The following is a 16,969-nucleotide window of genomic DNA, read 5'->3' as shown; positions in this document are numbered from 1 at the left end:
AGGGGGGATTGACGGATGCCTAACAATACAAATAAATGGACACCGTCTTTATTTCGAAATTATGCAAACGCAGAACACGATGCTTGTGGAATCGTTTCCGTTATGGAGAAGAAAAATGTTCCAACAAAAGAAAACATCGACTTATGTATACAATCGCTTGTAAAAATGAATCATCGCGCTGGCTTTATTAATGGCGAAGGTGACGGCATTGGGGTTCATATCGATTTACCGAAAGCTCTTTGGAAAAAAAAGTTAGACAATAGCGGATATAATCCAGCGATTGTGGATCATCCCCACTTTATCGTTGGACATTTTTTTCTAAATAAAAAAGGCAATCCGGCTGATTTACAAAGTGAGATTCGTACAAAATTACAAAATGAAAACTTCACAATTATCTTCGAAAGCGAGGATGTTATAAATTCTGATGCTCTTGGCCCTCTTGGCAAACAAGAAGAGCCTGTATTTTGGCAAGTTGCTATCCTTTCAGAAACAGCAAAAGAAAATATGGATCAAGCACTATTTTCTTTAACCATTGCAATTGAAGAAAATGAAGCAGTCCATGTGGCTTCATTAAGCCATGATCATGTTGTTTACAAAGTTCTTGGAGCTGGCGATACACTTGTCGCATACTATGATGACTTACAACATCCTCTCATTGCATCAACAATGACACTTGGACATAATCGCTATTCAACAAACACATTATCTAACTTTTTTCGTGTGCAACCATTTAGCACCCTTGGACATAATGGCGAAATTAACACAATTGCCAAATTACGTGACCAAGCTGAAATGATTGATGTACCACTTACTGCTGGAGGCAGTGACTCTCAAGATTTAAACCGCACCTTAGAAACACTTCTCGTAAACTACAACTACAGCCTATTTGAAGCAATGGATGTATTATTTCCACCTATTATTAGTGAAATCAAATTATACGAACCACATATGCAAGACTTATATACGTATATCCGTGAGGCATGGGGACATTTTGCACAAGGACCAGCTGGCATCATTTCACGCTATAAAGATGAAGCGGTTTTTAGTGTAGATTCGCTCGGATTACGACCAGTTTGGAAAGTTGAAACCGAAAGCTCCTATATCTTTTCTTCTGAGCCGGGTGTTGTCTCACCAGTAGAATATGTAGCAGAACCAAAATCACTCGCTCCTGGAGAAAAAGTCGGATTGAAATGGGATGATCAAGGTACTCTTGTGCTGTATGAATATGAATCATATCAAAAAGAAGTATATAAACGTTTGAAACAGCGCATTGACTTTACAAACTATCATTTCAATTTATCTACACCAGCTGTAGATAAATTAGAAGATTTATCTAATCTTTCTCAAGTCGAAACAGAGCAATATGTAGCTTTTGGCTGGGACCGTGAACATATCCAGCTTCTTGAGCAAATGGCAACGAAAGGCGTAGAACCCATTCGTTCACTCGGACACGATGCCCCGCTCGCCGCACTTGATACCGACAGACGAAATATCGCTGATTTTATAAAAGAAAGCGTTGCTGTCGTTACAAATCCAGCAATTGACCGTGACCGAGAAGTTGAACACTTTTCTACACGTACAGTGCTAGGGGAACGTCCGAGTTTATCCGGTCAAACTGAACCATCCTTTGTCACTGAACTTCTATCTCCAATTGTCCTGGAAGGTGAACTAGGACAATTAGCAACTGAAGATGTAGAAACAGTAACATACGAACAACTCGTACGCCTATTTGCAACCCATAGCACTGTTTATACATTATCTGTTACCTTTACAGCATCAGAAACTTTAGATAATGCACTAAATCGGATTAGCGCAGAAGCAGTGACAGCTATTAAAAAAGGAGCCTCTCTTTTATTACTAGATGATGCAAAGGCACATCAAAATGAACAATTATGGATTGATCCACATTTAATTACAGCAAAAGTACATCAAGAACTAACGCAGAATAAAGTAAGACGGAAATGCTCCATTGTGATAAGATCAGGTGCCCTTCGTTCCTTACACGACATTGTTACACTATATGGTTTAGGTGCTGATGTTATTAATCCATACTTAATGTTTGCAACTGTAAATGACGGAACGACAAAGCCAATTGTTAACTTATACACTGCCTTAAATAAAGGACTAGAAAAGGTCATTTCAACGATTGGAATTCATGAATTGCGCGGCTACGGTCGTCTCTTCTCTTCTATTGGCTTACATGAGGAAATTGCACACGCATTACAAATCACGAACTTTTTAGGATCCGATGCATTAGCATTTTCACTCGATTCTCTAGCAGAAGACGCAAAAGCACGGGCACTTGATTATAATGATCCAAAGGTGAGAATGAGAAAGACGTTTCATATTTTCCCACGCGTTTGGAAAGCAATTGGTGATATCGCAAAAGGAAATGCTTACGATGATTACCGTGAAAAGCTGGCGGAATTAGAAGACAAAAATCCAATTTCAATTCGTCATCTTCTCCAAATAAAAAAGGCGAATCAACCTGTGCCAACTGAACGTGTTTCCATTCACGTAAAAAAACATAACTTTCCATTTATTATTAGTTCCATGTCATTCGGTTCCCAAAACGAAATTGCCTTCCGTGCTTATGCAGAAGCCGCGAATCGCCTTAATATGATTAGCTTAAACGGTGAGGGCGGAGAAATTAAAGATATGATTGGCAAATATCCGCATACACGCGGACAACAAATTGCATCAGGGCGCTTTGGTGTGAATGCAGAACTGTTAAACTCATCGAATTTAATTGAAATAAAAATTGGGCAAGGCGCAAAACCGGGTGAAGGTGGACATTTACCTGGATCAAAAGTAACTTCCAAAATTGCAGAAGCCCGAAATGCAACAATTGGTTCAGATTTAATCTCTCCTTCCAATAATCATGATATTTATTCAATTGAAGACTTAGCACAGATTATTACGGAAATTAAAACAGCTAACCAACACGCACAAGTTGCTGTTAAAGTTCCTGTCGTTCCGAATATTGGAACCATTGCTGTAGGGATTGCGAAAGCTGGTGCTGATTTTATTAATATTAGTGGATTCGATGGGGGAACAGGTGCTGCACGTATTCACGCCTTACAACACGTCGGTCTTCCAGTTGAAATTGGCGTAAAGGCTGCTCATAATGCTCTATTAGAGGCCGATATGAGACACAATGTAGAAATTTGGGCAGACGGCGGTATTCGTAGTGTAAATGATGTATTAAAAATTATACTTCTAGGTGCAAATCGTATTGGCTTTGGTACCCTTTCCATGATTGCAATTGGTTGTACAACATGTCGCGGCTGTCACTTAGATACATGTCACGTCGGGATTGCAACGCAAATTGAGTCAGAAGCACAAGCGAAAGAACACGGCCTGCGCCGCTTTGTTCCCCGCCAATTTGAACTTGCTGTAGGGGGATTATTGCATTTATTTACTACCTTTGGCACAGAACTCAAACGTTTAACAGGCCAACTTGGTTATACAAATTTACAAGAAATTGTCGGTCGTTCCGATTTGCTAGAACAAATACGCGGAACGCAGCTATTAGATTTACAAAATTTACTACACATGATCAATCAAACACCTTATGACGTAACAGAAACGAACCAGCAGAAACATAGTGCAGCAACCTCTTCATTCCAGTCAAAAGAACTAGTTGGAGTTGGTGTAGAGCAACGCGTTATGGGCGGTATTGAATCTTGCTACCGTGTCCGTAGTAAATTATACGAAAACAGTGTGCTTGAACCAATTACATTAAAATATACAAATGGTTCGGTTCCTGGAAACGGATTAGGTGCTTATAATAGCGAAAATTTATTTATTCACGTAAATGGTGGCGCACAAGATGGCATCGGAAAAACGGCGTTTGGCGGTGGGATTTATATTACAAAAGCAAGAGGGAAAGATGGCGCATATTATAACGGTTCTGTCGGAAAAGGATTTGGATACGGTGCTCAAAAAGGAGCATTATACGTACAAGGAAATGCGGATGCCCGCGCTGGCATCCGCCTATCTGGAGCCGATATGATTATTGGGGGTAGAATCACAAATCCACTTCGAGAAAAAGAGCACGGTAATCTTGGGGTTCATGCGAATATAAAAGGCTTTGCTTTTGAATATATGACAAATGGGCGCGCTGTTGTCCTTGGCGATCCTGGTCCTTGGATTTGTGCTGGTATGACGGGCGGTGTTGTCTACTTACGTCATCAACCAGAACTTGGCTTAACAGAATCCGCTTTACAAAAAAGAATTGCAAAAGGAGCGAATGTCACATTACGCCCACTTAGCAAAAACGGAAAATCAGACGTCACAGAATTATTATTAGACTATATTCGCGTATTAAATGAGCATGAACAATATGAGGAAGTTGCTTTCTTAACGCCATTGTTAGATGACATTCCGCTTCACTTTTATGAAGTCATTCCGAAAAAAGAACAAGCGGATCCATCCATTTCAACTGAATGATACCCTACGATTTACCGCTGTTAACAATTGACGAAGCAAGCATCACATAGTAATCTATAATAACAATTTGAAAGCCTGCTGAAATTCAGCAGGTTTTTTCACTAAAAATACGTGTTCAAAAAGGAGGATAAAGAGAGCCGAGCAGTTCGAGGCGCGAAAGCCAGGAGGACACGGAGTGTAGGTGACACTACATGAGTACCGGACTGGCGACGCAACGAAGAAATGCGACAGCTCTCTTTACCGGACTTTTTGAACATCCACTAAAAATACGTGTTCAAAAAGGAGGATAAAGAGAGCCGAACAGTTCGAGGCGCAGAAACCAGGAGGATACGGAGTGTAGCTGGAACTACATGAGTACCGGACTGGTAATGCAACGAAGAAATGCGAAAACTCTCTTTACCGGACTGGCGACGCAACGAAGAAATGCGACAGCTCTCTTTACCGGACTTTTTGAACATCCACTAAAATATCACTTGCTAACATATTATAATGAATGTATAGTATCATGTTGTACATTCATTATGACAAGAGAAAGGATATTAAAAAGGGTATGAAACTTGGTGCTCGCATTTTAAAAACCGGTATTGCCATTACATTAGCTTTATTTGCTTGTATCTTGCTCCACCTGCCGAGTCCAGTATTTGCGGGAATTTCAGCAATTTTTGCTGTACAGCCCTCTGTATACCGCTCATATTTGACAGCACTGGAACAAATTCAAGCGAATGTAATCGGTGCTGTATTCGCTATTGCTTTTGCATTTGCTTTTGGAAACAATCCTTTTATTATTGGATTAACTTGTATATTAGTTATTGCTCTCACACTACAATTACGTTTAGAGAACACAATATCAATTGCTTTAGTAACGGTCATTGCGATTATGGAATATCAAGGAAATGATTTCTTTGATTTCGCTTTACTCCGCTTCGCAACCATTATGACCGGAATTATTGCAGCTTCACTTGTAAACTTAGTCTTTATGCCACCGAAATACGAAACAAAGCTGTATCATCGCATTGTCGATAATACAGAAGAAATTGTGAAATGGATTCGTATGAACAGCAGGCAAGCTTCTGATTTTACAACGCTAAAAACAGATATCGATCGTATGAAAGAAAAAATGATTAAATTAAATCATTACTACTTACTTTATAAAGAAGAAAGAAGTTATACGAAGAAAGTGCAATTTGCAAAAATTCGTAAACTCGTCTTATTTAGACAAATGTTAGCTACAACAAGTCGTGCTTTAAGCCTGTTAAAGGCATTACATCGCACTGAAAACGAATTACGATATATGCCAGAATCATTTCAAGAATCCATTCAGAACGAACTTGATTCATTAACGCATTATCATGAACAAGTCTTATTAAAATTTATTGGTAAGGCGAAAAAACAACAATCTATTGAAATGCTTGATGAAATAGAGACTGGCAAACAAGAACTTATTGATATATTTATGGACTATCAAAACAAGGATGATGAAGAATCATATACCATATGGTTACACCTCTTTCCTCTTATTTCATCTATTATTAACTATAGTGAAGAAGTGGAACATTTAGATTTACTTGTAGATAGCTTTTATACCTACCACAGTCCAAAAGATGAACTACGAATTGAAGAAAAAAAAGAAGATGAATAAAAACAGCCCTTTCACGATGAAGGGGCTGTTTCTGTTATATGTTGAATTTGATATAAATTATAATAAAACCCTCGTTTTTGCATTAATTGCTCATGAGATCCCTTTTCTTTAATTGCACCATCTTCTATATAAATGATTGTATCTACATGCGTAATCGTAGCTAATCTATGAGCAATAATAATCGTCGTACGATCAAAAGCTAATGTTTGCAAAGCTTCTTGAATATGTCGTTCATTCTCCAAGTCTAAAGCCGACGTTGCCTCATCTAATATAAGCAAGGATGGGTTTTTCAAGAACACACGTGCAATCGCTACGCGCTGTCTTTGTCCGCCAGACAATTTCACACCTCGTTCTCCAACGACTGTATCATAGCCTTCTGGCAAACTCGTAATAAAATCATGGATTTGTGCTGCTTTGACTGCAGCAATTACCTCTTCCTCTGTAGCTTTCGGATTCCCATATAAAATATTAGCTTGAATTGTATCACTAAACAAAATATTATCTTGTAACACAATGCCTATATGACTACGTAAATTTCTTACATCATAATCTCTCACATCAATACCATCTACATAAATTGCACCGCTTGAAACATCATAAAAGCGCGGAATCAAACTAGCAAGTGATGATTTTCCTCCACCGCTTGCTCCAACGAGTGCAACTTTCTCTCCTGGCTCAATTGAAAAAGAAAGGTGATGTAATACATCTTGCTCATCCGCATTATAACGAAAAGAAACTTGATCAAAGACAATTTCACCCTGTAACTTTTTTTGCTCTATTGCATTTGGAGTATTCACAATATCATATTTTTCGTCTAGTAATTCAAAAACTCTATCCATTGAAGCAAATGACTGTGTCAATGTCGTAGAAGAATTCACAAGGCGACGCAATGGGCTATATAAACTATCCATATATCCAACAAAAGCAACCATCGTTCCAAGTGTTATGGAGCCTTGAATAACCTCATATGCTGCAAATGCAATGACAAGGAGCGGACCTAAATCCGTTAATGTATTGACTGTAGAAAATGTTCGCGCCGTCCAACTTGTATGTGTTAATGCTTTCGTTAAAAAATCATTATTTTTCTCTTCAAACTGTCCTTTTTCATATTCTTCTAATGCAAAACTACGCGTCACCTGCATCCCTTGAATACGTTCATGTAAATAACCTTGCATCGCTGCCAATGCTTGCGAACGCTCTTTCGTTAATTTTCGAAGGCGTCCGAAAAAATATTTCACTGCTACGACATAGATTGGCAAAATTAATAACGCAACAAGCGTTAGCTTTATGTTCATCGAAAACATAACTGCAATTGCAATAAAGATAGTTGCTGTATCCAACCAGACATTCATGAGTCCCGTAATAACAAAATCCTTTGTCTGTTCTACATCATGAATCACACGCGAAATAATTTCACCTGTTTTTGTATTCGAATAATAGCGTAAACTTAACTTTTGCAAATGACCAAAAATATATTTCCGTAAATCGTATAGCACGGTATTCCCGATACGTTGTGCAAAATATTGACGATAATATTCAACTGGCGGTCTAAGTACTGCAAAAATAAAAAAGGCAATTCCAATTGCCGTTACTAATTGCGATGTTTTTTCTTGAAGAGACCCCCCTCCTTGAATTACATCATCAATAATGTATTTTAATAACCATGGCATAATAAGCGGAATACCAAACTTAATCAACCCAATAATAATTGTGATTGCAATGAGCCACCGGTATGGCCTCACAAATTGCAAATATCGTTTTATACCTTCCATACAGTCCCCCCTTTAAGTGCGTGTTCAAAAAGGAGGATAAAGAGAGAGCCGAGCAGTTCGAGGCGCAGAAGCCAGGAGGATACGGAGTGTAGCTGACACTACATGAGTACCGGACTGGCGACGCAGGCGAAGAAATGCGACTGCTATCTTTACCGGACTTTTTGAACTTCCTCTAAAAATACCTGTTCAAAAAGGAGGATAAAGAGAGCCGAGCAGTTCGAGGCGCAGAAGCCAGGAGGATACGGAGTGTAGCTAACACTACATGAGTACCGGACTGGCGATGCAACGAAGAAATGCGACTGCTATCTTTACCGGACTTTTTGAACTTCCTCTTTAATAGGATAAACCTGCGGGAATTTCCCTGCAGGTCTGTTCTAATCCCTATACATTAAATACCGTTCATACCACATGTCAACAAAATCTGGTGCAAACGGTCCTTTTCTTTGATGAATCCACTGTGTTAAGCACGCTACATTTCGCTTTAGAATCGGATCAATTACAGCAGGGTAATTCATAAGCTGGCTATGCTTCTCATACTCATCTTCATCTAAAAGTGTATATGTCATATCTGGATATACTTTAATGTCCAAATCATAGTCAATATACTTTAACGCTTCAGAGTCATATGCAAATGGAGAGCTTAAATTACAATAATAGTATACACCCTCTTGTCTTAACATCCCGATGACATTAAACCAATAGTTCGCATGAAAATAACAGATGGCAGGCTCACGAGTAATCCATGTTCGACCATCTGATTCCGTTACGATAGTTCGATCATTTGCACCAATTACAAGACTTTGTGTCCCTTTTAAAATCGTAGTCTCTTCCCACATTCTATGAATGGAGCCATTATGTTTATAACTATGTATTTGTACTTTTTCTCCTTCTTTTGGAAATCCCATACATGCTCCCTTCTTTCACTGTGAACTCTCTTCTAAAGCTGTCCTATCTATTATAGCCCTTTTTAAAAACGCATTGAGCCGAATTCACTTTCTTTCTATTATAACGTTTTTGTCAAAATTTTAAAACTAAACCGATGGAATCCTCTTTTCTCAAGCATGTGCAGGCATAGCTCAATGACAAAAATTTTCCCCTTCAACAGCTTGTTAGAGTGTTAAAGGGGGAGCATTCACAACTAAAGAGCCGATATATAACATCGCCTCTTAGTTCGAAATCACTTTTTCAGTTTCAAAAGAATGAATTACTTCATTTGTTTGCTGTTCAAATCTTTCATGTAACAGCTTTAAAGCCTGCTCTGTTTTATGTATTTCTTGGCGAATAAAATGCAAATCTTTCTTATCCTGCTCTTCTTGTTTACTTGCTTCTATCTGTTGATACTTCTCTAAATGTGCTTGTAACTTCAACAATTCGTCCATTGTTTGCAACTGCTCTCCTACCAACTTATCAAATGAATTCATCGTTTACCCCCTTTAATATATCTATTAGCACGTGTTCAAAAAGGAGGATAAAAAGATCCAAGCAGTTCGAGGAACGAAAGCCAGGAGGATACGGAGTGTAGATGGAACTACATGAGTACCCAAGTGGCGACGTAACGAAGAAATGCGACTGCTATCTTTACCGGACTTTTTGAACATCCTCTATTACATAATTTCGGATATTCCCCTTACTTCTCCTTTGACTACATTTGTTGACTTATTAGAAGTTATGTCGCCTCTCAAAAATTCTAGAAGTAATACTCCTTCCCTGTTGTTCTCTACTTTTCTCATTCATTCCAAGCAGGTAAAAATCCCATTGAAGCATAACAAAGAAAACACTCCTCTTGAGCCGAGGAGCGTTTTTCTTTGTTACTGATTATTACTAGAAGCTTGTGATTTTTTCGCTGCTGATTGTGCATTTTGTTGTTTTACTTGGTGCACGTTTGTTTCAGTTGCAAACTCTGTACCATAGCTAGCATTTTGTTGTTGTGCACTTTGAAGACTAGCACCAGAAGCTTGTGATTTTTTCGCTTCAGCTTGTGCATTTTGTTGTTTTACTTGGTGCACATTCGTTTCAGTTGCAAACTCTGTACCATAGCTAGCGTTTTGTTGTTTCGCACTTTGAATGCTAGCACCAGAAGTTGTTTTATTGTAGCCTTGTTTTTTGTTGTTCATCTTTTCTCACCTCCACAACAAATAATGTAACCAATCTTGCAAAAAGATATCCGTAAAAATATTTTTAAATTAGCGCATATATCTCTAACAGCTCATTCAAACTACAGATGATGGAGGTGTGACCATGTACGTTGGACGAGATATGACAGAACTATCTATGATTTCAAAAGAAAAGTGGGACAAAGATGAATTAGCTTACTTTCATCATTCCTTACAGCAAATCATGCCTTATTTAAACGTTGAAGGCCAAACCATCTACAAAGAAATTATAAAAGAAATTGAATCACGAGGCAGTCTTCAAAGAAACGAAGCTGATTGGGCGCATGGTACGAAAATTTCTTACGAATAAAAAAGAAATAGAAACTTCGTGCTATGCACACATTCATCCCCTCCCTACCACCTGTGCTGCCCTGCACGTGCTTGAGGAAGAGGACTTCTATTGCAGTACTGAAAAAACGTGTTCCCTAATTGGGGAACACGTTCCATCTTCATATTTTCTTTCCTGTTGTGAAGGACCAAACTGGTGAAGTCACTTGACCGCCATAACGATCCTCCGCTTTTATATACCAATGATACGTCGTATTTTCCTTTAAGTTCTGCCATTTTACTTTTGCATTACGCCAGTTTGCAACAAAGTCATCTTTACCAATCACTTCATCTGTATATACATTTACTTCCACGTAATCCGTTACAACTTGTTTTACTGCAGGTTTTAGATCGACATCAAGTTCAAATTCATCTTTCCCTGGGTGTTCTTCTGGTTTATAGAAATTGTATTCATTTAAATAAGGAGAGTATGTTTTAACATACATCTTGTTTGCCGTTGTATCAAATTGTAAAAGGCGCATATAACCTTGTCCACCCTCTGGACCACCTTGATAATCTGCCAGCATTTGATATACTTTACGATCTGCTACGCCATCTCCATTGTCATCAATTTCATCAACTAACGTTTCACTGTCATGATAATGCCCACTTAATACCGCTAAAATATTCTTATTCGGCTTAACTACTTCATTAAAAATTTTGTCACCGATTGGGCTCCGATTACCAGATACAAGTAAATATTCATGGAATGATAAAATCGCTTTTCGATTTGGATATTTCTGCAATACGTCCTTCACCCATTGAATATCTTCATCTGTAACGCCCCATCCCATATATATCATAATAAAGTCATTACCTTTTGCTGAAATCAAATCATAATGACCACGATTATCCTTATAACTTTCACCGTAATATGACTTATCTTTAAAACGCCAGTCTCCAAAATATTTCGAGTATGCTGTGTAATCTTCATCTTTATGGTTTACATCATGATTTCCAGCTAATACACCATACGGTACATTTGCATTCTCAAGCACTTTCATATATTCATCTGCACGCTGCCATTGGAATTCTTGATAGGATTTATCCACAAGATCACCTGTATGGAATACATATTGAATATTCAATGGTTTTTTTTGCGCTGCAATCCAATCTACCTGACTTTTATAAATGTGCGGGTAGCTTTCAGCATAATACTGCGTATCTGACATCCATACAAATGTATAATCGAATTTATCTGGTGAACTTGGAATTTGGTCTTGTACGATTACACTTACTTTCTTATCCTTCACATATTCTTTCGCTACGGCAGCACCTTTTAATTCAAAGTCTTTATCGCCAGCGATTTTAGATGTAAGTTCCGTCCACTTATTGTTCGTATAATTCCAAGCATACATCGTTACTTTTCTTCCTTCTAAAGAATGACCATACCACTTCACTTCTACTTTATCATCATTCTTTACATCATCGGCAACTGTCACATCAAAACGATGATATGGAAACTTCTCTATCGATTCTGTTGTATAATATTCCCCATCTTTTTTACTGATTTTACTTAATTGATCCTGATTAAAAGTCTTCTCTCCACTTACTTCAAAAGCTTGCGGTGGTTCGTGTTCTATAGCGTTTTCTGTAATTTTCATACGGTCCGTTTGATTTGGCTTGTAAGTATACCCTTTATAGAATGTTGCTTTCATTGCATCGTTCGTCGGATCGGTTACTTTTGCCTCAAGCGTAGCATTTGTACTCACATTTTCTTCCTCATCTTTTGGAGCGATTGGAGTTGGATCTGTTGGATCTTCTGCCCACGTCTCAAATACAATTGTTTTTTCTTGCCGATTTCCCACTTGGTCCTCTGCTTCTACATGTAACTCATGCTTACCTGCGTCTAATTGTCCAGATGATGTTTCATAAGGAGTTACAATTTCTTTCCCGTCCAATATAACTTTTTTATTTTTCACTCCTGCTATGTCATCCGTAGCTGTTACATCGATTGGAATTTTCCCTTTATATTTTTTTCCATTTTGTACAGTCGTAGAAAGTTGTGGTGGCGTATTATCCACCTTTACATTTGCAACGACTTCTTTATTCACACCATCTTGCACTGCAATTTGATGCTTTCCATCCTTTACTTGTTTTGTATCCCATAAATACGCATTTGAAATAAATTTGTCTTCTGGAACTTGGAAACCAAATGTAAACACTGGTGTTGATGTTTCACCATCTCCAACTGATAATTCTTGATTTGGATTTGCAAAATTCGGATCATATAATGTCGTGCCATCTGCTAACACAAGACGAACATTCTTCACATAAAAATCATCTTTATTCTCTTCTACTCGATCATCAAACGGGGAACTTTTCGTTCCAGACCGAATATCGATTTTAAATGGTTCATTATATTTAATTTTTGATTGATCAATTTTTACAGTTAATGTAACGTAATCACGATATGTATCATCAAATACACGCAATACTTCGTTTCCAATCGTTACTGCATTTTTAAAATATAAATCTGTCTGCTTTACATCAAAAGCAAAATAAGCAGGTTTTTCTAAAGCACGATACGTATTCGTCTCTACTTTTTTCCCGTCCACCGAAAGAGAAACTTGTTCTGGGCTGACTGATGAAGAAGTTCCTTTTAATAAAGCTTGATTTGCCAGTACTTCATCATCTTTTACATTTAAACGAAGTGGCCCTTTATCTTTCTCTCCAGCAATTTGAACGGTATACGTATCACTTTTCACTACATTGATGCCATCAGAAGCTTCCACGTAATATGTTATATTTTCTTTTCCAATTAATTCAGGTGAGTAAATGGTATAATGATATTTTTTATCCACGCGATTTTCTACTAAACTTTCAGCTTTATATTCTTCATTTAGATTCGTCTTGTAATACAACTTTACGGCTTTAACTTGTTCGTTATCAAGAACGCCGAAGGTCAATTTATGATCTTGAAATTCAGCGATCGGCTCTGTTACCGCTTTATGTGAAATCGTCGGTGCAATCGTATCCTCTTTCAACGCAACTCGTTCAGCTGGAACTTGTCCTTCTAAAACAGTTCCGGGTGATGCGTTATGCTCTGTACCACTAACTTTTTGCATCATCTGTGAGCCATCTTGTGGATATCGATATAGAATTCCCTTATTCGCTTTCACATCCGCTGGGTTTGCCTCATCATTGTAGTACGCAGCGGCAATTTCTTTTCCTGTCTTCGTTGCTACAATAATGCCACGGGAACTTCCATTTGCCATTCCATTTGAGTATATTCTAACGATATTTTTATTTTCTATTAAGTTCGCGCCAAATTGTTTATTAAAATCAGCTACGGTTTTCTCATTGTTTTCACCGGTTATAATCCAAAATACGAGGGATTGTCCTGATGGAATTACAACATCATCTGGAGTAGAACCCCAAATCAAATCTCCTTCTGGCCCTTCAGCTGGATAACGATATCGAATCGTATAATCCTTAAAATTAATATCTTGATTGCTATTGTTATACACTTCAATAAATTCATATCCATCTGCTTTCCCAACATTCGTCGTATCTGGAGTCACTTCGGTAATTAAAAATGGTGGTATGCTTTGCGAGTCTATTTTTGCATGCTCAATTTTTGTTTCATAAGACTTTTCAATTGTTTGTTGATTACCTTGCACGACAATTTTATAAAATAACGAGTTGCCCCATAACTCTTTCGCTGGAATCGTCGCCTTATAAACATCTCCATTTCCTTCTTTATTCATCTGAATTTTTTTATATGCTAGTTTCCCATCTTGCGTATACAAGACAGCTACATTTTGAACATTTTCTCCACCCTTAATGGTTGCTGTAATAGTGAGATCCTCTTTCTCTGTATGAGTACCCGGTGCTGTATGCTCAATCGTAATTTCATCTTGTTCCGGTTGCTTTACTGGCTCTAGCGGTACTTGAAATGGCTCTTGTAATCCAGGTGTTCCTTTTTCAAATAAACCCACTTTATACATTTCTACTTGTCCAGGTCCATATGCGTAAGCGACACTTTGACCAGCTTTTACATCTGCTTTCTCATATGTGACAGACGATAAAACAGTTCCATACTGATCAGCAAATTGAATGGTTCTTCCGCCGCTATTAGACATTCCATCCGTTTCAATTTGAATCACCTGTTCTTCTTTTATATTTCCACCATAAGCTTGAATAAAGTCTTGCTTTGATAATGCTGTATTCTCTCCGTTTTTAATCCAAAATACTACCGTTCCTTTCGATGGAATCGTCGTATTTTCTGTAAAATTCCAATCTTCGCTTCCATTTTCCGAATACTTATAAATAAGCTTATAATCTTTTAATTGTATTGCTTCACTTGAATTGTTGTATATCTCTATAAATTCATATCCATCTTTCCCATTTACATTTATCGTATCAGGCATTAATTCAGTAATCATAACCGTCCTATTCCTTGTATAATCTTCTGCTTGATGCTGAATAGTACTTGCATATCGTTCCTTTTCTGGAAATACAGTGACTTTTCCATTTTCTTCAATTTCAAACCAATATGTAAACGTATCGGACCAAATATCTAGTTTTGGAACAACGGTAGAATACAGGTTGTTCTCGCCTTTTTTCATTTCCTGTTTCTTTACTAACAACTGTGAAGCGCTTTGATACACAATATTTACTTTCGCATCATCATATGTGTTTGCTAGCTGAAATTCGATCGGTAAATCTTCTCGTGCATTTACTTTTGTTTTTGGTACATGTGATGTTTCTTGATGTGGCTTTTCATCTTTATTTTGATCTGCTCTAACGGGTTGCTTCTCTGTATTTTCCTTGGATTCTGGTTGTGTGGATTCCTTTTTTGTGGACTCTGTAGTTGTTTTTTCATTTTCCTGTGATGGTACTATCGTATAAGTTCCAGGTGATGGCATTTCATTTCTTGTTTCTTTGTTTGTATCATTCCAAAAAGAATGGATCGAACGATCAGTATTCGTTTTACGTGCCTCAAGAACATCTACTGTTTTATTTTGCTCATCTGTTACTTCCACCTTGATTTGTTCGTCACTTATGTCATCGGAAGCAAATAATACTTGGTCTTCTTTCATTCCTGTCTTATAATGCTCATTTACCTCATTAACTGTTTTATTTCCAAGTAAAATTAACTTCGTTTCTTTTGGCTGCAAAGATTGTTTTTCCTTTTCATTTTTAAACGTTAGCTCTTTTCCATTTACTTTCAGTTGAACCTTGCTCATATCTAATACTTTAGTTGATGAATTATACAACTCAATATAGCGGAACTCATCCGTATAATGAACTTCTGAAATGAGAACTGATTGATGTTGCTCCTTCTCCTCTGCAAAAGTAATGTGAGCCGGTCCAGCTAACGTTTGGAGTAAAAAAGTTGCTACAATAGCTGAACGAATTGCTTTTTTAAACATGTCCTATCCCCCTTTGAAAATTCCCATTACAACTTTCATTTTATTTGTCGTTTGTTAAGAGAATATGAAATTTTTGTAAGAAATTGTTATGTTTATGTCGAAAAAACTCCAGTCATTAAGACTGGAGTTTTTTAACGCATTCTTCATAAATCGTTCGATGTGATTTTGAAAATGGTAATTGTTCAAATGCTTCTGGGGATACAACTTTTAATGTATCGGTTTCCACAATAGGATCTTTTACCTTTCCATAAAATACAAAAACATCCCACGTACGGTGTGTAAACGTATGCTGTACATTCATTGCGTATTCATCAATTGAAACGGCAAGAGAAAAATTCTCTTTCATATAATCAGTAAGCTGTTGTTTATGATTTCGGATTCCTTCGCTGATTTCAACATTAGGAAATTCCCACATGTTCGCAAGTAAGCCTGTACTCGGTCTTTTGTTAATTACATAACTTCCATCTTTGGTTTGCAACACACCTGCAACAAGCGGCACCATTTTCGGTGCTTTCGCCTTACTTTTAACCGGCAATTCTTTTTGCACACCCTCTGCATGTCCGCGGCAATGCTCACGAACCGGACAAAGCAAACAAGCTGGGCTTTTCGGAATACAAATAAGTGCGCCTAACTCCATTAAACCTTGGTTAAAATAAGATGGATTATCCTTTGAAATGATTTCACGTACAATATCTTCAAATATTTTTCGTGTTTTTGGTTTCGCGATATCGTCCCAAATTGATAAAATACGTGATAAAACACGCATTACATTTCCGTCTACAGCTGGCTCTGGTATCCCATATGCAATACTTAAAATCGCACCTTTTGTATACGGTCCAACACCTTTTAATTTTTCAATTTTTTTCACGTCACTTGGCACTTTTCCGCCATATTCTTCTTTTACTTCTTTTACTGCTGCATGTAAATTTCGTGCTCTAGAATAATAGCCAAGACCTTCCCATGCTTTTAACACTTCTTCATCATCAGCATCTGCCAATGCTTCTAGCGTTGGGAACTTTCCCATAAAATTTGCGTAATATGGTTTTACCGCTTCCACCCGTGTTTGCTGCAACATAATTTCAGAAACCCAAACGCGATACGGGTCTTTATTTTTACGCCATGGTAAGTCACGCTGTTCTTTTTCAAACCAACTAATTAAATCATGCTGAAACTGCTCTATGTTAAAATCGTCTAATATTTCAAGTGTCAAACTTGATCCCCCTCATTTTTTTGCATATAAGTACTATT

The 16,969-nt window shown here is 37.6% G+C and carries 9 protein-coding genes; 3 read left to right on the top strand and 6 right to left on the bottom strand.

Annotation, left to right across the window (positions count from 1 at the left end; translation table 11 throughout):
* Window positions 1–15 precede the first annotated feature (15 nt).
* Window positions 16–4,452, top strand: coding sequence for a glutamate synthase-related protein (locus QRE67_RS02885; RefSeq protein ID WP_286123462.1), 4,437 nt, complete (start codon window positions 16–18; stop codon window positions 4,450–4,452).
* 550 nt (window positions 4,453–5,002) lie between these two features.
* The gene (locus tag QRE67_RS02880) at window positions 5,003–6,091 is read left to right on the top strand and encodes an aromatic acid exporter family protein (protein WP_286123461.1); all 1,089 of its coding nucleotides are present in this window, start codon (window positions 5,003–5,005) and stop codon (window positions 6,089–6,091) included.
* 11 nt (window positions 6,092–6,102) lie between these two features.
* On the opposite strand, the gene QRE67_RS02875 is transcribed toward QRE67_RS02880, so the two are convergent.
* The 4 genes from QRE67_RS02875 to QRE67_RS02860 form a co-directional block, all read right to left on the bottom strand.
* Window positions 6,103–7,863, bottom strand: coding sequence for an ABC transporter ATP-binding protein (locus tag QRE67_RS02875; protein WP_286123460.1), 1,761 nt, complete (start codon window positions 7,861–7,863; stop codon window positions 6,103–6,105).
* 374 nt (window positions 7,864–8,237) lie between these two features.
* Window positions 8,238–8,768: a nucleoside tri-diphosphate phosphatase gene (gene ntdP, locus QRE67_RS02870; protein ID WP_286123459.1), complete on the bottom strand. Its 531-nt coding sequence runs from the start codon at window positions 8,766–8,768 to the stop codon at window positions 8,238–8,240.
* A gap of 261 nt (window positions 8,769–9,029) precedes the next feature.
* On the bottom strand, window positions 9,030–9,284 hold the full coding sequence (locus QRE67_RS02865; RefSeq protein WP_286123458.1) for a YgaB family protein: 255 nt from the start codon (window positions 9,282–9,284) through the stop codon (window positions 9,030–9,032).
* Window positions 9,285–9,671: 387 nt separating this feature from the next.
* A complete protein-coding gene (locus QRE67_RS02860; RefSeq protein WP_286123457.1) occupies window positions 9,672–9,977 on the bottom strand; it encodes a gamma-type small acid-soluble spore protein in 306 nt (101 codons plus the stop codon).
* Window positions 9,978–10,101: 124 nt separating this feature from the next.
* On the opposite strand from QRE67_RS02860, the gene yfhS reads away from it, so the two are divergent.
* Window positions 10,102–10,326 carry a mother cell protein YfhS gene (yfhS, locus tag QRE67_RS02855; protein WP_286123456.1) on the top strand — a complete coding sequence of 75 codons (225 nt, stop codon included), beginning with the start codon at window positions 10,102–10,104 and terminating at the stop codon, window positions 10,324–10,326.
* A gap of 139 nt (window positions 10,327–10,465) precedes the next feature.
* Here the strand turns inward: yfhS and QRE67_RS02850 are convergent, their stop codons facing one another.
* Both QRE67_RS02850 and mutY read right to left on the bottom strand, forming a co-directional pair.
* Window positions 10,466–15,721 carry a lamin tail domain-containing protein gene (locus QRE67_RS02850; protein WP_286123455.1) on the bottom strand — a complete coding sequence of 1,752 codons (5,256 nt, stop codon included), beginning with the start codon at window positions 15,719–15,721 and terminating at the stop codon, window positions 10,466–10,468.
* Between the two features lie 115 nt (window positions 15,722–15,836).
* Complete coding sequence (mutY, locus tag QRE67_RS02845) at window positions 15,837–16,931, bottom strand: A/G-specific adenine glycosylase (RefSeq protein WP_286123454.1); 1,095 nt, start codon at window positions 16,929–16,931, stop codon at window positions 15,837–15,839.
* Window positions 16,932–16,969: the final 38 nt, after the last annotated feature.

This window comes from Bacillus sp. DX3.1 (genome assembly GCF_030292155.1).
Classification (GTDB): domain Bacteria; phylum Bacillota; class Bacilli; order Bacillales; family Bacillaceae_G; genus Bacillus_A.
This window is presented reverse-complemented; position numbering and strand designations above follow the sequence as displayed.

Coding starts and splice junctions, on each gene's coding strand:
- QRE67_RS02875 (WP_286123460.1), bottom strand. CDS start 7,863: ATGGAAGGTATAAAACGATATTTGCAATTTGTGAGGCCATACCGGTGG.
- QRE67_RS02880 (WP_286123461.1), top strand. CDS start 5,003: ATGAAACTTGGTGCTCGCATTTTAAAAACCGGTATTGCCATTACATTA.
- QRE67_RS02850 (WP_286123455.1), bottom strand. CDS start 15,721: ATGTTTAAAAAAGCAATTCGTTCAGCTATTGTAGCAACTTTTTTACTC.
- ntdP (WP_286123459.1), bottom strand. CDS start 8,768: ATGGGATTTCCAAAAGAAGGAGAAAAAGTACAAATACATAGTTATAAA.
- QRE67_RS02860 (WP_286123457.1), bottom strand. CDS start 9,977: ATGAACAACAAAAAACAAGGCTACAATAAAACAACTTCTGGTGCTAGC.
- QRE67_RS02865 (WP_286123458.1), bottom strand. CDS start 9,284: ATGAATTCATTTGATAAGTTGGTAGGAGAGCAGTTGCAAACAATGGAC.
- QRE67_RS02885 (WP_286123462.1), top strand. CDS start 16: ATGCCTAACAATACAAATAAATGGACACCGTCTTTATTTCGAAATTAT.
- yfhS (WP_286123456.1), top strand. CDS start 10,102: ATGTACGTTGGACGAGATATGACAGAACTATCTATGATTTCAAAAGAA.